The organism is Micromonospora sp. NPDC093277 (assembly GCF_044765245.1).
In the GTDB taxonomy this organism is placed as follows: domain Bacteria; phylum Actinomycetota; class Actinomycetes; order Mycobacteriales; family Micromonosporaceae; genus Micromonospora.
The window spans coordinates 14,711-33,908 of record NZ_JBIWJO010000010.1 but is presented as its reverse complement, the minus strand read 5'-3'; the positions used below and the strand labels follow the sequence as shown (position 1 = coordinate 33,908).

General features: G+C 72.9%; 14 protein-coding genes. 5 read left to right on the top strand and 9 right to left on the bottom strand.

Annotated features, from left to right (window positions below; translation table 11 throughout):
* Positions 1–75 precede the first annotated feature (75 nt).
* On the bottom strand, positions 76–834 hold the full coding sequence (gene fabG, locus ACIRG9_RS22045) for a 3-oxoacyl-ACP reductase FabG (RefSeq protein ID WP_402858851.1): 759 nt from the start codon (positions 832–834) through the stop codon (positions 76–78).
* 55 nt (positions 835–889) lie between these two features.
* Positions 890–2,542, bottom strand: a complete 1,653-nt coding sequence (locus tag ACIRG9_RS22040; RefSeq protein WP_402858848.1) for an alpha-amylase family protein — start codon at positions 2,540–2,542, stop codon at positions 890–892.
* 77 nt (positions 2,543–2,619) lie between these two features.
* Here ACIRG9_RS22040 and ACIRG9_RS22035 point away from each other — a divergent pair, with 77 nt between their 5' ends.
* On the top strand, positions 2,620–3,213 hold the full coding sequence (locus tag ACIRG9_RS22035; protein WP_402858845.1) for a DUF1349 domain-containing protein: 594 nt from the start codon (positions 2,620–2,622) through the stop codon (positions 3,211–3,213).
* Positions 3,214–3,256: 43 nt separating this feature from the next.
* Here ACIRG9_RS22035 and ACIRG9_RS22030 read toward each other — a convergent pair whose 3' ends face one another.
* The 4 genes from ACIRG9_RS22030 to lysX all read right to left on the bottom strand — a co-directional run bounded on the left by ACIRG9_RS22030 (position 3,257) and on the right by lysX (position 10,311).
* On the bottom strand, positions 3,257–4,801 hold the full coding sequence (locus ACIRG9_RS22030; protein ID WP_402858842.1) for a cellulose binding domain-containing protein: 1,545 nt from the start codon (positions 4,799–4,801) through the stop codon (positions 3,257–3,259).
* A gap of 194 nt (positions 4,802–4,995) precedes the next feature.
* Positions 4,996–6,429, bottom strand: a complete 1,434-nt coding sequence (locus ACIRG9_RS22025; protein ID WP_402858839.1) for a carbohydrate-binding protein — start codon at positions 6,427–6,429, stop codon at positions 4,996–4,998.
* A 75-nt stretch (positions 6,430–6,504) separates the two neighbouring features.
* Positions 6,505–6,900 (bottom strand): hypothetical protein, encoded by a 396-nt coding sequence (locus ACIRG9_RS22020; protein ID WP_402858836.1) that lies wholly within the window; start codon positions 6,898–6,900, stop codon positions 6,505–6,507.
* Between the two features lie 81 nt (positions 6,901–6,981).
* The gene (gene lysX / locus ACIRG9_RS22015; RefSeq protein ID WP_402858833.1) at positions 6,982–10,311 is read right to left on the bottom strand and encodes a bifunctional lysylphosphatidylglycerol synthetase/lysine--tRNA ligase LysX; all 3,330 of its coding nucleotides are present in this window, start codon (positions 10,309–10,311) and stop codon (positions 6,982–6,984) included.
* Positions 10,312–10,473: 162 nt separating this feature from the next.
* Here lysX and ACIRG9_RS22010 point away from each other — a divergent pair, with 162 nt between their 5' ends.
* Positions 10,474–11,844, top strand: coding sequence for an FAD-dependent oxidoreductase (locus ACIRG9_RS22010; protein ID WP_402858830.1), 1,371 nt, complete (start codon positions 10,474–10,476; stop codon positions 11,842–11,844).
* A 132-nt stretch (positions 11,845–11,976) separates the two neighbouring features.
* Positions 11,977–13,398 carry a WGR domain-containing protein gene (locus ACIRG9_RS22005; protein ID WP_402858827.1) on the top strand — a complete coding sequence of 474 codons (1,422 nt, stop codon included), beginning with the start codon at positions 11,977–11,979 and terminating at the stop codon, positions 13,396–13,398.
* A 48-nt stretch (positions 13,399–13,446) separates the two neighbouring features.
* Here the strand turns inward: ACIRG9_RS22005 and ACIRG9_RS22000 are convergent, their stop codons facing one another.
* Positions 13,447–15,207, bottom strand: a complete 1,761-nt coding sequence (locus ACIRG9_RS22000) for a hypothetical protein (RefSeq protein WP_402858824.1) — start codon at positions 15,205–15,207, stop codon at positions 13,447–13,449.
* A gap of 16 nt (positions 15,208–15,223) precedes the next feature.
* Positions 15,224–15,949, bottom strand: coding sequence for a class I SAM-dependent methyltransferase (locus ACIRG9_RS21995; RefSeq protein ID WP_402858821.1), 726 nt, complete (start codon positions 15,947–15,949; stop codon positions 15,224–15,226).
* A 133-nt stretch (positions 15,950–16,082) separates the two neighbouring features.
* On the opposite strand from ACIRG9_RS21995, the gene ACIRG9_RS21990 reads away from it, so the two are divergent.
* Positions 16,083–16,952 carry an aminoglycoside phosphotransferase family protein gene (locus ACIRG9_RS21990; protein ID WP_402858818.1) on the top strand — a complete coding sequence of 290 codons (870 nt, stop codon included), beginning with the start codon at positions 16,083–16,085 and terminating at the stop codon, positions 16,950–16,952.
* Between the two features lie 6 nt (positions 16,953–16,958).
* Here the strand turns inward: ACIRG9_RS21990 and ACIRG9_RS21985 are convergent, their stop codons facing one another.
* Positions 16,959–17,768 carry an Fpg/Nei family DNA glycosylase gene (locus tag ACIRG9_RS21985; protein WP_402858815.1) on the bottom strand — a complete coding sequence of 270 codons (810 nt, stop codon included), beginning with the start codon at positions 17,766–17,768 and terminating at the stop codon, positions 16,959–16,961.
* A 232-nt stretch (positions 17,769–18,000) separates the two neighbouring features.
* Between ACIRG9_RS21985 and ACIRG9_RS21980 the strand changes: the two genes are divergently transcribed.
* Positions 18,001–18,900, top strand: a complete 900-nt coding sequence (locus ACIRG9_RS21980) for a thrombospondin (protein WP_402859433.1) — start codon at positions 18,001–18,003, stop codon at positions 18,898–18,900.
* The last annotated feature ends 298 nt before the right edge of the window (positions 18,901–19,198 follow it).

The window sequence follows — 19,198 nt, the reverse complement described above, 5'->3', positions numbered from 1 at the left end:
GTCCCGGCCCCGCCCGGGTCCTCTCCGGCCGGGTGCCGTCCCGCGCGGCGGGGACCGGGCGGGACGGCGACACGGTCAGTCCTTGGGGCCGCCGGCGACGTAGATGACCTGGCCGGAGACGAAGGACGCGCCCTCGGAGACCAGGAACGAGATGGTGTGCGCGACGTCCTCCGGCCGGCCGGTGCGGCGGACCGGGATCTCGGCGGCGGCGTGCTGCTGGAGCGCCGCGAAGTCGACCTTCATCCGGGCCGCGGTGGCCGCGGTCATGTCGGTGACGATGAAGCCGGGCGCGACCGCGTTGACGGTCACCCCGAACGGGCCCAGCTCGATGGCGAGGGTCTTGGTGAAGCCCTGCAGGCCGGCCTTGGCCGCGGCGTAGTTCGCCTGGCCCCGGTTGCCCAGCGCCGAGGTGCTGGAGAGGTTGACGATCCGGCCCCACTTCCGCTCGACCATGTGCTTCTGGGCGGCCTGGCTGAACAGGAACGCCCCGCGCAGGTGCACCCCCATGACGGTGTCCCAGTCGGCGTCGGTCATCTTGAACAGCAGGTTGTCGCGGAGCACCCCGGCGTTGTTGACCAGTACGCCCGGCGCGCCCAACTCGGCGGCGACCCGTTCGACGGCGGCCTCCACCTGGGCCCGGTCGGAGACGTCGGCACCGATCCCGAGGGCCCGGCCTCCGGCGGCGACGATGGCGTCCACGGTCTCCTTGGTTACCGCCTCCTCGATGTCGACCACGGCGACGGCCATGCCGTCGGCGGCCAGCCGGCGGGCGGTGGCCGCGCCGATGCCGCGTGCGGCTCCGGTCACGATGGCGACGCGGGGCTCCTCCGACATGATTACCTCCCGGTAACTTGGTCCCGATCGAAGGAGCTTAACGCCGGTCCCGCCGTCACAGGCCGTTGCCCCGGCAGAGCCGGATCCACCGGTAGCCGTAGCCGGCGAGCTTGAGGCGGTCCAGCTTGCCGACGTCCGCGTAGTTGCGGTCGGTGAACACGTCGATCGGCAGGTCCGCCTCGAGGGCGAGGATGCCCAGGTCGACCTCGACGTCCTCGGTGCCGAGGTGGTGCAGGAACACCATGGCCCCGGTCGGCCCGTCGGCGCGGTGCGCGAGCACCCCGGGCGGCATCGGCACGTCGATGTGGGAGGTGGTGCCCGAGCCGACCTCCGGGGCCTCCCGGAGGGTACGGATCATCCGCTCGAACCAGCCCAGCAGCGACCTCGGGTCCCTGCGCTGGGCGGTCACGTTGACCCGCTGGTAGCCGTACTCGCCCTTGTCGACCACCGGACGGACCAGCTTCTCCGGGTCGGCCGTGGAGAACCCGCCGTTCTCCTGGTACGACCACTGCATCGGGGTCCGGATCGCCTCCCGGCCGGGCAGCGACAGGTCCTCGCCCATGCCGATCTCCTCGCCGTAACGCAGCACCGGCGTGCCGCGCAGCGAGAACTGGAGCGCGTACGCCAGCTCGATCCGCCGGCGGTCGTTGCCCAGCATCGGGGCGAGCCGGCGGCGGATGCCCCGACCGTAGAGGCGCATGTCCTCGTCGGGGCCGAACTGCTCGTACACCTGGTTGCGCTGCTCCGCGGTGAGCCGGGACAGGTCGATCTCGTCGTGGTTACGCAGGAAGGTCGCCCACTGCCCGCCCGCGGGCAGCGCCGGGGTGTCCCGCAGCGCCTCGATCACCGGCTCCGGGTCCTTGCGGGCGAGGGCGAGCATCAGCCGCCCGTTGAGCATGAAGTCGAAGAGCATGTGGATCCGGTTGGCCGAGCCGCCGCTGTCGCCGAAGTACGTCGGGAGCTGGTCGGGCTCGACGTTCGCCTCGGCCAGCAGGATCGCGTCGCCCCGCCGCCACTGCACGTACTGGCGCAGCTCGGTGAGGAAGTCCAGGTCCTTCGTCGAGTCCGGGTTGCCCGGCTCGGTCAGCTCGATGATGAATGGGACGGCGTCCATCCGGAACCCGGAGACGCCGAGCTGGAGCCAGAACGACATGATCTTCTTGATCTCGGCCCGGACGTGCGGGTTGGCGACGTTGAGGTCCGGCTGGAAGTCGTAGAAGCGGTGGTAGTACCAGGCCTTGGCGGTGCGGTCGTAGCTCCACGTCTCGGTCTGCTCGCCGGGGAAGACCATGCCCTGATGGCGGTCGGACGGCGCCTTCGCCGACCAGACGTACCAGTCCCGGTGGGGCGAATCGGGCGAGGAGCGCGCGGACTGGAACCAGGGGTGCTCGTCCGAGGTGTGGTTGACGACCAGGTCGATGATCACCTGGACGCCCCGGTTCTGCGCCTGGTGCAGCAGCTCCGCGAAGTCGCCGAGGCTGCCCAGGCGCGGGTCCACGTTGTAGAAGTCGGTGACGTCGTAGCCGCCGTCCCGCCGCGGGGACGGGTGGATCGGATGCAGCCACAGGCAGGTCACGCCGAGCCGGGCCAGGTAGTCCAGCCGGCCGATGAGGCCGCGGATGTCGCCCACCCCGTCGCCGTTCGAGTCCGCGTACGTGTCGATGTCGAGGCAGTAGACGACCGCCTCCTGGTACCACCTCTCGCCCATGCCCGGTCTACTTCTCCCCTGCGGGGCTCCGGCAAACCGGCCCTCCTCTGTGGGCGCCGGGCGGGTACGGTGCCGGCATGAGCCATGACAGCCACCCCGTCGACTGGTCCACCGGCACCTGGCTGAACCCGCCGGTACGCGCCGACGAGTCCGCCGACGGACTGCTGGTCGAGCCGCACGGGGGCAGCGACTTCTGGCGGCGGACCAGCTACGGCTTCGTACACGACGACGGGTCGGCGTTGCTGGCGCCGTTCCCTGTGGACAGCGCGGTGGAGGTCAGCTTCCGCCTCGACTACGGCGCGCAGTTCGATCAGGCCGGGGTCCTGGTCCGGGTGGACGACCGGCGGTGGACCAAGGCCGGGGTCGAGGTCAGCGACGGCCAGCCGCAGGTCGGCGCGGTGGTCACCGACGAGGTGTCGGACTGGTCGGTCGCCCCGGTGCCGGAGTGGTCGGGGCGGGAGGTGACCGTCCGGGTCAGCCGGGCCGGGGACGCGCTGACGGTACGGGCCCGGGTGGACCGCGAGCCGTGGCGGCTGGTCCGGCTGGCCCCGCTGGACCCCGCGGCCGTCGCCTCGGCCGGCCCCTACTGCTGCTCCCCCACCCGCGACGCCCTACTGGTCCACTTCACCGCCTGGCACCAGACCCCGGCCGACCCCACCCTCCACCCCTGACCCCGCCCGGGCAGGGGCGGGGCCAGGGGCAGGTTGGGGGTGGTCAGAACCTGGCGGTGATGGTGGTGAATTCCCAGGGGTTCTGGGCGATGCCGGAGCAGTTGGAGACCACGCCGCCGCCCGGGCAGGACCGGTCCCGGTTGACCGACCAGAAGGTGAACCGGGCCAGCCCACGGGCCTTGGCCCAGTCCCGGATCTGGGTCCAGGTGGCCGGGGAGGTCAGCTCCTGCTGGTCGGAGAGGCCGTTCATGCCGGAGATGCCCATGTGGGTGTAGGCGGTGGCGTCGGACCAGCCGAACGCGGTCTTGAGCGCGTTCTTCAGCCCCTCGGCCGCGTTGACCGTGTTCTGGTACATGTTCGCGCCGCCACCGAAGTCGAACGGCATGATGGTGAAGACGTCGACGTTGGCGCCGAGCGCGGCGGCCTGGTTGATCAGCCGGGTGCCCCACCAGGACGGGCCGGTGGTCGACGTACCGATGGTGACGATCGTCTTGATCCCCGGGTTGTTCTGCTTGACGATCTTCAAGGCGCCGAGGATCCGGTCCTGCACCGCCTCGTTCTCGAACTCGTCGGTGTTCTCGATGTCGATGTCGATGGCCTTCAGCCCGTACGCGTTGATGACCTGCTGGTAGGCCCCGGCGAGGGCGCTGGCCGAGGAGCAGTTCGGGCCGAGCTTGTTGCCGCTCCAGCCGCCGAAGGACGGGATCACGTCACCGCCGGCCGCCCGGATCGCGGCGATGGTGTTGGCGTGCGCGCCGCCGGTGAGTGGGCCGCTGCCGTCCCAGGCCGGCGTGCAGCCGCCGCCGGAGAGCACGAACGCGATGGTGAACCACTTGACCCCGGTCGCGCTCATCACCGTGGACGGCGCGGGCGGGTCGCCCCAGCCGGGGTAGAGGTAGGGCGCGGCGGCCATCGCGCCGGTGCCGCCGCCGGTGCAGCCGGTGGTGGTGGCCGGCACGGCCGCCGACTTCGCCGACTCCCCGCTGGCGTTGTACGCGGTCACCGTGTAGCTGTACGTCGAGCAGGCGGCGAGGCCGGAGACGGTGGCCGAGGTGCCGGTGACGGTGGCCTTCACGCTGGCACCGTCGTACACCCGGTAGCCGGTGACCGTGCCGGACACGGCGTTCCAGGCCAGTGAGACCGACGTGTTGGTGGTGCCGGTGACCCGCAGGCCGCCGGGGGTGGCCGGGGCCCCCGGGTTGCCGCCGCCACCGCCGGTGCACGAACCGCCGTTGACGGTGCAGTTGGTCGGGTCGCCGTTGCCGTTGACGTTGAAGCCGAAGGTGGTGCTGGCGCCCGGGGCGAGGGTGCCGTTCCAGGACTGGTTGACCGCGGTGACGTGCTGGCCGGAGGCGGTCAGCAGGGCGTCCCAGTAGACGCCGAGGCTGCTGCCGGCGGGCAGGTCGAACTGGACGTTCCACGAGGTGATGGTCGAGGAGGTGTCGTTCTTGACGGTGAACTTCGCCTCGTATCCCGTACCCCAACTGGAGACGCGGGTGAAGGCGGCGGTGGCGGCGGAGGCGGGAGGCGCGGCCACGACGGTGGCCGCGACCAGGGCGGTGGCGAGCGCGGCGGCGAATGTCGCCACGCGAGTGGGGCGGAGTCTCACGGCGTCCTCCAGGGACCGTTGTGGTGGGAGGTGCCGGCCTGGCCGGGCCGACCTGCAAGGCATTCACGACCGTCGACGTCACGCATATTATTAAGACTGTTAACTGTTTCTGTCCAGAGGGCGGCCTGACATGAAGCGGGGCCCCTCCCGGAGGAGGGGCCCCGCGCCTGCGGTCAGCGGCGGAAGGTGAACCAGTTGACGTTGACGAAGTCGGCGGGCTGGCCGCTGGAGAAGGTCAGGTAGACGGTGTGCCGGCCGGTCACCGCGCTGACGTTGCCGGGCACCGAGCGCCAGGTCTGCCAGCCACCGGTGTTGGCTACCGCGAAGCTGCCGATCGGCGCGCTGGTCGCGCTGTCCACCCGGACCTCGACCAGCCCGCTCACCCCGGCCGGCGCGCCTGAGGCGACCCGGGCCAGGAAATCCTTCGGCGGGGTGGCACCGAAGTCGACGTTGTCGTAGCGGGCCCAGTCACCGTTGCTCAGCCAGCCGATGTCCTGCCCACCCTCGGAGCACGTCTCCACCTGCACCCCGTTCTGGGCGTTGAACGCCTCGGCCTGGATGGTCGAGTACGCGTCCACCGCACCGCCGGGCGGCGGCGTGGTCGGCGGCGGCGGGGTGGTCGGGGGCGGGTTGCCGCCGCCCCGGGTGTAGGCGGCCACGTAGTCGACCAGCATCGGCCGGCCGGAGACGGTGGCCGAGGTCGGCGTGCCGCCGCCGGCCACCCCGTTCGGGAAGCTGCCGCCCATCGCCACGTTGAGCAGCATGAAGTAGCCGCCGTGGTTGGTCATCTGCCCCCAGTACGGGTCGCCGACCCGGCTCTGGCTGACCGAGTGGAAGAGCTGGCCGTCGACGTACCAGCGGAGCTGCTGCGGGCTGACCGAGGCGTCCCACTCGAAGCGGTACGTGTGGAACGCCGACTGGCAGCTGCTGCCCGGGCAGGCCCGCGAGGTGCCGATGCCGTTGAACTCGTCGCACGGCCCACCGGGGGCGACGCCGCAGTGCAGCACCCCCCAGACCGAGTTGATCCCGTTGACGTTCTCCATGATGTCGAACTCGCCGACGCCCGGCCAGTTCTGGTAGTTGCCCCGGTACGGCGAGCCGAGGGCCCAGAACGCCGGCCAGTAGCCGGCCGCCTCCGCGCCGGTGACGTTCGGCATCTGGATCCGCCCCTCCAGGGCCAGGACGCCCCCGGCCGGCGGCTTGAAGTCGGTCCGGACGGTCTCGATCCGGGACGAGGTCCACCGGCCGGCGCCGTCCCGCAGCGGGGTGATCCGCAGGTTGCCAGCGCCGTCCTGGCTGACGTTGGCGGTGTTCGAGGTGTACGTCTGGATCTCGCCGGTGCCCCAGTTGGCCGGACCCCCCGGGTAGCTGGTGCCGGTGTCGATGATCCAGTTGGCGGACGAGGGCAGCGTGCCGGCGGCGCCGGTGAAGTCGTCGCTCCACACCAGGTTCCAGCCGGACGGCGGCGGCGGTACGGCGGCGTTCGCGGTCATCGAGACGGCGGCCAGCGCGGTGGTGGTGGCGACCACGGCCGCCGCCAGGGAGAGCCGCCGGCGCGATCGGCGCACGGCGGACGGGGCGGCGGACGCCGCCAGGACAGGATTCATCGGATTGCCTCTCTGCGGGGACGGGGCGAGAGAGCGCTCTCTGGTTGCGATTTGTACGCCCCGCCCCCGCACTTGTCAACGTCTGTCGATGCCTGCCGGCTGCGGACGGCGCAGGACGGCCTGCTCCAGGGCGGTCCACCCGGTGGTGGTGACCAGGTAAAGCACCGCCGCCAACGGCACCACCAGGGCCACCAGCACGGTGGTGAACGGCAGCAGCGGCACCAGCCGGCCCAGGACGGCGGTCGGACCTTCGGCGGGCGTTCCGGCGGCCGCGGCCGCGCGGCGGGCCCGGCGGGACGACCACCAGGCCAGCGCGAGCAGGGCCACCAGCAACAGCCCGAAGACCGCCAGCACCGGGCCGGAGAGCCCGTCGCCGAGGCGCCAACCCAGCGGTACGCCGGCCAGCCGCTCGTGCAGCAGGCCCGGCGAGCCGGCGTGGTCGAGGCCGTCGCCGCCGGTCGCGTTGATCAAGGAGGTCGCGTCGGGAATCCGCCGGATCAGGACGCAAACCTCTTGATCAACGACGTCGGGGCAACGAAGCGGGGAGGCGGGTCAGGAGTCGCGGAGCAGGGGGAAGGGGAGGGTTTCCCGGATGGAGCGGCCGGTCAGCAGCATCATCAGCCGGTCCACGCCGAGGCCGAGTCCGCCGGTCGGCGGCATCGCGTACTCCAGCGCGGTGAGGAAGTCCTCGTCCAGCTCCATCGCCTCCGGGTCGCCGCCGGCCGCCCGCAGCGACTGCTCGGTGAGCCGGCGCCGCTGCTCGGTCGGGTCGACCAGCTCGGTGTACGCGGTGCCCAGCTCCAGCCCGAACGCCACCAGGTCCCACCGCTCGGCCAGCCGCGGGTCGTGCCGGTGCTGCCGGGTCAGCGGGGACACCTCGGTCGGGAAGTCCAGGTAGAACGTCGGCCCCTCGGTCCGCGCCTCGACGAGCCGCTCGTACAGCTCCAGCAGCACCGCGCCGCGCCCCCAGCCCGGGTCGTACGGCACGCCGGCGGAATCGCAGAGCTTACGCAGGGTGCCCAGCTCGGTGTCGGCGGTGACCTCCTCGCCCAGCGCGGCGGAAACCGCGACGTTGACCGTCCGCACCGGCCACTCACCGCCGAGGTCGACCGGCTCGCCGCCGGGACGGCGGGCCACCGGGGTGCCGTGCACCGCCACCGCCGCCGCGACGATCAGCTCCCGGGCCAGCTCCCGCATGTCGTGGTAGTCGGCGTACGCCTGGTACGCCTCCAGCACGGTGAACTCCGGGTTGTGACTGTGGTCGACGCCCTCGTTGCGGAACGCCCGGCCCAGCTCGTACACCCGCTCGACCCCGCCCACGGCCAGCCGCTTCAGGTAGAGCTCCGGCGCGATCCGCAGGCTGAGCCGCAGGTCGTACGCGTTGCTGTGGGTGACGAACGGGCGGGCGTTGGCGCCGCCGTGCACCCGCTGGAGGATCGGCGTCTCCACCTCCAGGAAGCCCCGCCCGACGAGCCCGGAACGCAGGCTGTGCAGGGCCGCGCCGCGCGCCCGGAGCAGTTCCCGCGCCTCGGCGTTGATGGCCAGGTCCAGGTAGCGCTGCCGGACCCGGGCCTCCGGGTCGGCCAGCCCGTGGTGCTTGTCCGGCAGCGGGCGCAGGCACTTGGCGGTGAGCCGCCAGTCGGCGACCCGGACCGACACCTCGTCGTGCCGCGTCGCGTACACCTCGCCGGTGGCCCCGACGTGGTCGCCGATGTCGATCGCGGCCCGCCAGCGGTCCAGGTCGTGCTCCAACATGAGCTGGAGGTCACCACTGCCGTCCCGGACCGTGGCGAACAGCACCCCGCCGTGGTCGCGGACCAGCAGCACCCGGCCGGCCACCGCCACGGTCTCCCCCGTCCCGGTGTCCGGGGCCAGCCCGGCGTGCCGCTCCCGCACCGCCGCGCAGCTCTGCGTCCGGGGATAGCCCACCGGGTACGGGTCGACCCCGCCGGCGCGCAACCGGTCCAGCTTGGCCAGGCGTACCCGGACCTGCTCGGGACGCCCGGTCGGGGCCGGCTCCGGCGGTACGGCCCGGACCGTCGCGGCGGCCGGCGGCACGAAGCGCACCCCGCCGCCGGGCGGCGGGACCCCGTACAGCGGGGTGGGCCGCCCGCCGGGCAGGGCGAGGAAGCCCTCCGCGATCGCCGCCGCGATGCCCACCCGGGCCAGCTCCCGGCGCTCGGCGAAGCAGAGGTAGCGGGGCAGCCAGTTCGGCTGGTACTTGGCGTTGGACAGGTAGAGCGACTCGAGCTGCCACCAGCGGGAGAAGAAAAGCAGGGCGTGCCGCCAGAGCCGGATGACCGGACCGGCGCCGATCCGCGCGCCCTGCTCGAAGACCGAGCGGAACACCGCGAAGTTCAGCGACACCCGCTCGACGCCCAGCCGGGGGGCGGCGCCCAGCAGCGCGGCCACCAGGAACTCCGTGATCCCGTTCTCGGCCGCCCGATCCCGGCGCATGAGGTCCAGCGAGAGCCCGTTCGCACCCCACGGGCTCAGCGACAGCAGCGCCCGTACCCGGCCCTCGGCGTCCCGGGCGTCGACCAGCACGCAGTCGCCGTCGGCCGGGTCGCCGAGCCGGCCCAGCGCCATCGAGAAGCCCCGCTCGTTCTCGGTGTCCCGCCAGGCGCTGGCCAGCCCGGCCAGCCGGGCCATCTCCTCCGGCGGTATCTCGGCGTGCCGCCGGGTCCGGGCGACGTAGCCGGCGCGTTCCACCCGGTGCACCGCCTGGCGTACCGGCCGCATGTCCCGCCCGTCCAGGTCGAACTCGCGGGTCAGCAGGATCGCCTCGTCGCCCAGGTGCAGCACCTTCAACCCGTGCCGCTGGTACGCCCGGGCCCCGGCCTCCCCGGTGCCCATCACCGCCGGGATCCAGGCGTACGCGCGGGCCTGCCCGAGCCACGCCTCGATGGCCGGGCCCCACGCCTCGGGATCGCCCACCGGGTCGCCGCTGGCCAGGCTGACCCCGTTGACCACCCGGTAGGTGATCGCCGCCTTACCGCTCGGCGAGAAGACGGCGGCCTTGTCCCGCCGGGTGGCGAAGTAGCCGAGGGAGTCCCGCTCGCCGTGCCGGGCGAGCAGCTCGCGGATCCGCTGCTCCTCGTCGGGGTGCAGCACGGCGTTGGCGCGCTGGGACCGGAGCAGGGTGAACAGGCCGGCGACGAAGGCGATCGCGCCGAAGAGTCCGAGCAGCAGGTTGACCCAGCCGGGCGCCTGGCCCCGGCGGGTCACGTCGAGCGTGATCGCGCCACCGAACACCTTCTCGACCGCGTACCCGAGCCGGTCCGACCAGGTGCGCAGGCTGCCCGGCTCGACCAGGAGCAGCAGGTAGCCGAACCCGACCGAGACCGCCGCCAGGCCGAGGAAGACGCCGAGCGCCCGCCAGGTGCTGCCGCTGCGTACCCGCGCGTAGAACTCCCGCCGCGCGGCGAGCAGGAGGGCCAGCGCGCCGGCGGCGAAGGCGATGCCGACCCACACCCCGACGGTCTCCAGGGTGGTGAAGAGCCGCTGCCCGGCGGCGGCGTTGAGCCGGTTGCTGCCGATCACCAGCAGCAGCACCCCGGCCAGCACGCCGACGATCAAGGTGAGGCTGAAGTACGCCACCAGCACCCAGTACGCCAGCCGCTTGCGCCGCAGCACCGCCGAGGCCAGGGTGCCGAGGAAGACCGCGTACGCCAGGTTGGCCGGCGCGGGCACCAGCAGGGCGTCGATCGCGGTGCGGACCGGCTGGAAACCCGTCCGGAAGGCGCTGCTCAGCGCCGCCAGCGCGCAGACCACCGCCACGACCCAGAGCAGGGTGGCGAAGCCCCGGGGCACCTGTCGTCGCCAGTCCCGGTCGGTACCCCGGGCCTCGGTCACCCTCCGCGACGTGCTGCTCGGAGTCATGCGGCCTCCCTGGCTGTCGGCGGTGACGCCGGCCGGCCCCATCGTAGGCGCGCCGGCAACGATCGGCCGGCTGACCAAGCTGGTGGCGGGCGTGTCCGGCGACCCGGGTGAGCCTCGGCGGGAGCGGCCCGCGGTCGATTCCCGCGTGTCAGGATGGACCTCGTGGCGGAACGGCTGGTCGTCGTCGGCGGGGACGCGGCCGGAATGGCGGCCGCCTCCCAGGCCCGCCGCCGTCGTGACCCCGACGAGCTGGAGATCGTCACCTTCGAGCGGGGCCACTTCACCTCGTACTCCGCCTGCGGCATCCCGTACTGGATCAGCGGGGTGGTGCCGGACCGGGATCAGCTCGTCGCCCGCGACCCGGCCACCTTCCGGGAGAGGTACGACATCCACGTCCGGCTGCGGCACGAGGTCACCGCCATCGACCTGGGCCGCCGCGAGGTGGTCGCCCGCGATCTGGCGGGCGGCGGCGAGGTCCGCGAGCGGTACGACACCCTGGTGTACGCCACCGGAGCGAGGCCGGAGCGGCCCGAGTGGGCGTGCGCCGGCGTCGCCGGGGTGTTCGGCGTGCAGACCCTCGACGACGGCACGGCACTGCTCGACTGGTTGGAAGGCGAGCCCCGGCCCCGCCGCGCGGTGGTGGTCGGCGGCGGCTACATCGGCGTGGAGATGGCCGAGGCGCTGCTCCAGCGCGGGCTCTCGGTCGAGCTGCTCGAGCAGGCCGCCCAGCCGATGTCCACCGTGGATCCGGAGTTGGCCGAGCTGGTCTCCACCGCGATGCGCGGGGTCGGCATCGTCATCCGTACCGGCGTGACGGTCACCGACCTGCGGGAGCGGGACGGCCGGATCGCCGTGGTGGACACCTCGTCGGGGCCGATCGCCGCCGACGTCGTGGTGCTCGGTCTCGGCATCCGCCCGAACTCCGCGCTCGCGGACGCCGCCGGCCTGCCGATCGGCCCCACCGGTGGAGTGCGCACCGACCGCCGGATGCGGGTGCCCGGGGTGCCCGGCGTCTGGGCGGCCGGCGACTGCGTGGAGACCCTGCACCGGGTCAGCGGGATGCCGGTGCACATCCCCCTGGGCACCCACGCCAACAAGCAGGGCCGGGTCGCCGGGATCAACATCGGTGGCGGGTACGCCACGTTTCCCGGGGTGATCGGCACGTCCGTGACCAAGGTCTGCGACCTGGAGGTGGGGCGGACCGGGCTGCGGGAGCGGGACGCGCTGGCGGCCGGCTTCGAGTTCGTCTCGGTGATCGCCGAGTCGACCAGCCGGGCCGGCTACTACCCGGGCGCCCGGCCGATGACGGTCAAGCTGATCGCCGAGCGGCCCAGCGGCCGGCTGCTCGGGGCACAGATCGTCGGCTGGTCCGAGGCGGCCAAGCGGATCGACGCCCTGGCCGTGGCGCTGTGGAACGAAATGACGGTGGACGAGATGACGGCACTGGACCTCGGCTACGCCCCGCCGTACGCCCCGGTCTGGGATCCCGTGCTGATCGCCGCCCGCAAGGCCGTCGACGCCCTCACCCGGTAACGAAGGGCCCCCTCTTAACGCCTGCCGCATAGCAGGGGCCCCTTCTGACACCCGCTCTTGTCGGTGGGCGCGGTTAGCGTGTGGGCGCTGTCGCGGTGCCGGTTCCGGCCCCCTTTTCCTCGGAGGCATTCCATGTCGCAGGAGACGACCTACCTCGAACTGTCTGAAGTGGACGGAGGAGCGCACAAGTTCTACGAGGTCGTGGTGGAGGACACCGCGATGACCGTGCGCTACGGCCGGATCGGCGACCAGGGCCAGGTCAAGACCAGCAACTACCCGGACAACGCCCGCGCCCGGGCCGCCGCCGCGAAGAAGATCGGCGAGAAGGTCCGCAAGGGGTACGCCCCGGCGGTACGCGGCGTACGCCAGAGACGGTCGGTCTCCCGCCGGCAGATCGTCAGCACCCGCTCCACCGCCCGCACCGCCCCCGTCCTCTGGCGGTACGACTCGGGCGCGCCCGCGTTCGGCATCTTCGTCGACGGGCAGCACTGCATGGTCGGCAACGAGCACGGGGTGATCACCACGTTGGGCCACGACGCTCGGGTGCTGAACCAGGTCCGGCTCCCCGACGGGGTGAAGTGCATCGTCGCCGACGACGCCTGGATCTACGCCGGCTGCGACGACGGCAACGTCTACGACCTCTCCGGCAAGGTGCCCCGGGTGGCGTACGCGATCGCCCCGGACATCGACATCTACTGGCTGGACATCCACGACGGGGTGCTCGGCGTCTCGGACCGCGAGGGTGGCATCGCCGCGGTCGACCACGAGGACGAGTTCCTCTGGCGCCGGCCGGGGCAGGGCCGGTACGCCTGGATGGTCCGCTGCGACAGCGACGCGCTCTACCACGGTCACACCCAGGGCGTCACCGGCTACGACTGGCGTACCGGGCGGGAGCTGTGGCACACCCGGACCGGGGCGGTGCTCTTCGGCTGGCAGGAGCGGGACACCGTGTTCGCCGGCACCGGCTCCCGCGAGGTGGTGCGGCTGCGCAAGAACGGGCGCGCCGAGCAGACGTACCGCTGCGACTCCGCGGTCTTCTCCTGCGCGACGGCCGAGGGCGGCCGGTACGTCTTCGCCGGCGACAACGCCTCCTCGATCTACTGCTTCGACGCGGCCGGCAACCGGCTGTGGAAGCTCGGCACCGGCTGCGGCTCCGCGTACTCGATGCAGTATCACCAGGAGCGGCTCTATGTGGTCACCACCAGCGGCCACCTGGCCTGCATCGACGCCAGCGAGCCGGCGATCCGGGCCGCCGAGGCGGGCAGCGTGCCGGAGGTCGTGGACGTCAAGGCACCGGCCCGACTCCCCGAGCCGGCCGCCTGGACCACGGTGGAGGTGACCACCGACGACCGGTCCGGCGTGGTGGTGCAGTGCGTCGAGAACGGTGGCCGGCTGCGCATCCACGTGCTCTCGGACGGCTACCGGCGGGACTGGTCGGTGCAGTTCCCCAAGGGCATCCGGGAACCGGGTGCCCGCTACCTGGTCACCGAGATCCGGGAGTCCGGCCGCGGCGGGTTCTACCGGGCGTACGGCGACATCCGCCGCCTCCGCTGAGCGTCCGGGTAGGCGTAGGCGCCGCCGTTCGGGCGACCAGAACCCGCTTCAGAGGCGATAGAGCACCGCGTTGCCGATGTCCTCGCGGGTGATGCCGAGGCCGTCGACCGGCCGGCTGGGCACGCCGTCCCAGGGGGTGCCGGGCAGGTAGTCCGGCAGCACGAGCACGTCCTTGACGCCGATGCCGCGCAGGTAGGCGATCGAGGTCTGGTCCGGGAACGTGGCGGTGGCCGCCCGGGTCTCCGCCTGGGTGGCCGGCTCGAATCCGGCCAGGCCGTTGGTGATCCGTGGCCAGCCGTCGACCGTCCACATCATGTAGTGCAGCTCGACCAGCCCGGCCGCGGGCAGCACCAGCAGCGGCTCGCGGGCCTGCGCGAACGCGGCCGGCGGCTGCGGCACGGGCGGGTGGCCGGTCTTGTTCACACCCTCGCCGATCACGAGTAGCAGCGGGATGACCAGCGCGACCCGTGCCACGACGCGGCCGGCCCCCCTGAGCCTGCCCGCGTTGCGGACCGCCTCGCTGATCGCGCCGGCGGCGAGGACGGCGAGCAGGAGGCTGGTCCAGATCATCAGCCGGCCCGGCGTGCGTAGCGCGTCCCAGCCGGGCAGGTGCTTGGAGAGCGTGATGTATCCGGGGTCGCCGTCCCCGCCCAGCGTCGCGCCCAGTCCGAGCAGTGCGGTGCCCACGGTGGCCACGGCCAGCATGATCCGGTGCCGCACCGGGAAGATCGAGAAGAACAGCCCGGCCGCGGCGAGCACGATCAGGCAGACGCCCGGCAGCAGCGCCATCTCCGGCGGCCAGGTGAGCTGCTCGCGGGCGGCGGCGTGCCGGTCACCCCAGAACCACGACTCGGCGGGCGCGGTGAAGAAACCCTTCACCGGCGGGGAGAACATGATGGTCCACTCCAGGCCACGCTTGCTGCCCGGGTTGAGCTCGGTGACCTTCAGGTACGTCATCGCGAGCGAGATCGTGACCAGGCCGAACAGCGAGCCGCCCACGAGCTCGGCGACGAGCAGCCTGCGCCCGAAGGGCGGCCGCGCCTTCCTGCGCCACCACGAGAACGCGTACGTGCCGGCGGCGACCAGGCAGGCGCCGACCAGGAAGTACACGAACGGCAGGCCGATGGCGAAGCCGAGGCTGATCTGCCACGCCGCGGTCAGCCAGCCGGCCACCACCCAGCCGGGCCGGCGTTTGTCCGGCTGGTAGCCGCCGGTGAGGGACCAGCCGTGGCCGCGGGCCAGCATCGCCAGCGAGAGCGCGATGCCGCCAGTGGAGAGGATGTTCATGTGGCCGCCGTGCGCCAGCCGCCACGGCGAGAACGCCCACGCCACCCCGGCCACCGCCGCGCCCAGCCGGCCCGCGCCGAGCTGGCGGACCAGCGCGTACGCGCCGATGAACGCCAGCGCGTACAGCAGCACGTACATGATGTTGTAGCGGACGATCGTCGCCTCGAGGCCGGAGCCGATGAAACCGGCCGGGGCGTAGCCGAGCAGCGAGTCCGAGTAGGCGTACGTGTACCGCTCGGGATAGAACGTGTTGGAGTCCCACAGCGACAGCGGATCGGTCAGCAGCGCGTGCCCACCCCACGCGATCTGCCACGACTGCACGGTCGGGTCGCCGATGTCACCCGGGATCGTGGACGCCGGGTGCTTCAGCGTCGGCCAGGTCAGCACCACCGCGAGCAGCAGGCCGCCGAGCACGGCGAGCGTCCACTCGTGCCGCAGCACCCGCCAGACGAGCGCGCGTCTCGGCCCGCCTGCCGGCTCGTCGTCGGTCTCGGGCGCGATCGCGGGCGCTGCGGATTCCATAGCAGTCGATGCTAGGTCAGGCGCCCGCGCCGGCGCCGTCCCGTACCCGGGCGTGCACCACGCTGAACGCGTTCAGGTGCCAGCCGGGCACCCGGAACGGCCGCCAGCTGACCGCGACACCGTCGGTGCCGAAGACGTGTCGCACCTGGGCCAGCAGGGACGGGAAGTGGTTGCGGTGGTCGAGCGCGGTGACCACCTGGTACAGGTCGGCTATGCCCTGCCGGCGGGCGGCACGACCGGAGGTGAGCGCCTTGCCCAGCCGGTACACGACGCCCGGGTCGGTCGGGAGCAGGATCGTGACGGTGCCGCCGGGCGCGGCGACCCGGCGCATCTCGCGCAGTGCCGCGAACGGGTCGGGCAGGTGGTGCAGCAGGCAGGTCGCGATCACCCGGTCGAAACCGCCGTCCGGGTACGGCAACTCGGACACGTCACAGGCCGCCACCCGGATCCGGGGATCCGCCGCCACCCGCTCGGTCGGGCGGGGCTCGCGCAGGTCGGTCAGCAGATACTCGTCGAACTGGTGCCGCACGTACGGCACGTGCTCGCCGCGGTTGCCGCCCACCTCCAGCACCCGGGCGTACCGCACCTCCGGACCGTACGGCGCCTCCATCGACCGGTGCAGGTAACGCTCGAAGAGCGACCCGTCCGCCGTCGCGGCCGTCGTGGAGTAATGGTCCTCGTACCACCGGGTCAGCAGATCGTGCGCGCTCTGCACGGGAGCGGGGTCGTCGCGTGGAGGCATGGCAGTCCCTAGGGGATGGGTGGCCGAATGCGTCCGAATGTTACCGGGGCAGCGCACCAGGCGAAATACAACAAGACGGCCATCGCCGGGAATCGGTTGGGCCGGACGGGCGGGGGCCGCGCAGGATGACCGGATGGAGATCCCTGAGAGCTTGCGGTGGACCGAGCGGACCCCGGCCGGCCGGGCGTGGCGGGCGGTGCTGCCGAAGCGGCTGGCGGAGTGTGTCGACCGGTGGGAGCTCCGGGTGGCGGGACGCCCGTTCGGGTACGCCTTCGCCTCGCTCGCGGTGCCGGCCGAGCTGCCCGACGGCACGGCGGCGGTGCTGAAGCTCCAGTATCCGGACGAGGACAGCGTGCACGAGGCGACGGCGCTCGCACACTGGGCCGGCCGGGGCGCGATCCGGCTGCTGGCCCACGACCCGGATCGCCGGGCGCTGCTGGTCGAACGCTGCGTGCCCGGCACCCCGCTGTACGAGCTGCCCCTCGACGCGGCCCTGGACGTGGTGGTCGAGTTGCTCCCCCGGCTGGGCGTGCCGGCCGGCCCGCCGTTCACCCCGCTCGCCGAGGAGGCGGCCGGATGGGCGGAACGGATGCCGGCCAACTGGGAGCGGGCCAACCGCCCGTACGAGCGGCGGCTGCTGGACGCCGCGCTCGGGCTGCTCGCCGAGCTGGTGCCCAGCCAGGGCGAGCAGGTGCTGGTCAACCAGGACCTGCACGCCGGCAACGTGCTCCGGGCGGCCCGGCAACCCTGGCTGGCCATCGACCCGAAGCCGCTGGTCGGCGAGCGGGAGTTCGCACCGGTGCCGATGGTGCGCGGGGCGGAGTTGGGGCACTCGCCCGAAGCGGTCCGGCACCGGCTGGACCGGCTCAGCGCCGAGCTGGGCCTCGACCGGGAGCGGGTACGGGGCTGGACGATCGTGCACACCGCGGCCTGGAGCATCGGCGGGGACCAGGTGTTCCCCGGCAACGTCGAGGTGGTCCGCTGGCTGCTCGACGCGCAGTGACGGCGGTCAGCCGGCCTGGCAGGTGGCGCACCAGTAGAGGTTGCGGCCGGCCAGCTCGCCCCGGCTGACCCCGGTGCCGCAGACGTGGCAGGGCGCGCCGGGGCGGCGGTAGACGTACACCTCGCCGCCGTGCCGGTCGACCCGGGGCGCCCGGCCCATCGCCTCCGGCAGGTGGATCTCGCGTACGGTGTCGATCCGGCCCCGCTCGACCGCGCGGGTCATCAGCACGACCAGATCGGCCCAGAGTTCCCGCCAGCCCGCCGGAGTCAGTTCGCGGCCGGGCAGGGTGGGCGGCAGCCCGGCCCGGAACAACACCTCGGTCACGAAGATCAGCCCGGTGCCGGCCACCACCGACTGGTCCAGCAGCAGCGCCGCCAGCGGGGTGCCGCCGCGCCGGATGCGCGCGTACGCCCGGTCCGGGTCGGCGTCGGCGCGCAGCGGGTCCGGGCCGAGCCGGTCGCGCAGCGCCGCCACCTCGGGCGGGGTGAGCAGTTCGCAGGCGGTCGGTCCACGCAGGTCGAGCCAGTGCCGGTCGCTGTTGAGACGCAGCCGGATCTGCCCCACCGGGGGCGGTGGCTCGCCGGGGCCGTCGGCGAACTTCCCGTACAGCCCGAGGTGCACGTGCAGGGTCAGCTCGCCGGCGTAGTGGTGCAGCAGGTGCTTGCCGTACGCCTCCGTACCGTCGAGGATGCTGCCGGTGAGCCGGGCCGCGCCCTCGGTGAACCGGCCCTGCGGGCTGGCGGTGTGCACCTTGTCGCCGGCGAACAGCTCGGCGTGCCGGGCCGCCAAGCGGTGGATGGTGTGTCCTTCTGGCACGGACGCCAAGCATAGGCCGGGCCGGACGCTCGAAACCGTTGGCCGCTCGAGATGCCGCAAACGGTGGTCTCCAAGCCGTCGGTAACCACCGTTTGCCGCAATCCGTATGGGCAGGCGCCGGCCTCCGACGGGTGTCGACACCTGTCGACTGGTGTCGAACTCTCCGGCGCTGGGTACCTCCCGACCGTGATGCGCGGCCTCCGCGCACTGATCAGGAGGTGTCGAAGTGAAGATGATGTCCCGCCGGAACGCCCCGGCGCAGTCCCGGAACGGTCCGGCGCGCAGTGCGGATGTTGATGACGACGGTGCCGCCGAAGCCCGCGACGACAGCACCCTCGCGGAGCGGGTGGACAGCCGACCGGTGGCCACCGACCGTGACGCGGAGGGGACGACGTACCGGAGCGGCGCGACCACCACCGAGACGAAGCCGGCCACCAGAGCGGAGCTGGCCGCCAGGGCGGAGCCGGCCACCAGAGCGGAGCCGGCCACCAGAGCGGAGCCGGCCACCAGAGCGGAGCCGGCCACCAGAGCGGAGCCGGCCACCAGGGCGGAGCCGGCCGGAGAGGCGGAACCGACCACCGAGGCGCGTCCGGTGACCGGGGCGGAGCGGCGCGCGGCGGAGCGAGCCGCCGCCGCGCGGGCGGCCACCGGCCGGCCGTTGGGCACGGATGCCCCACGCACCGGTGCCGCGGTCGCCCCGGACCGGTCCGAGGAGCGCACCGTCGACGTGGACCGGGACGGCCGTCCGGACCGGCCGGCCGAGGAGCCCGACGTCGACCCGCGGACCGCCCCGGTGGCCCTCGGTCCGAAGCCCCGGGCCAGCCTGCTGGCCACTCTGGGGCTGATCGTGTCGGTGGTCGGCGCGCTGTTCGTGCTCTCCGGCACACTCGCCGGTTACGGGATCGGGCTCGGCGCGGTCGGCGCGGTCGGCGCCGTACTCGGCCTGATCGCGACCCGCCGCCGGCACGTGGCCGGCAAGACGGACGCCCTGATCGGCATCGCGGTCGGCCTCGCCGCCGTGGTCCTCGGCGTGGTGGCGATGACCGGCCGGTTCGACTGGCCGACCACCGACGGCGAGTGGGTCGGCCGGTTCCGGGAGTGGCTCGACTCACAGTTTGCCGGCCGATTCTGACGGGCACTGTCCCGCTCGCCGGCGGGTCGCCGGCGCGCCCGATCGACGTTGGTGGTTCACCAGCCGGGCATCCTCTCGCTCGGGGGCGGCGGTTTCGCCGCCCCCGAGGCGTGCGCATGATCCACTCCAGGTACGGCAGGTGGGGGTAATCCGGTGTCCAGGACACCGCGACTTGCCGTATCCCGCGTCGCGCAGTCCCGCCCCGACGCAACGATCTGTTGATTTTGTCGGCTCAGACGCAACGATCGGACGACGTACGCAACTTCTCGCGGTGGATGTCGCCGGCCCGGGCCGCATA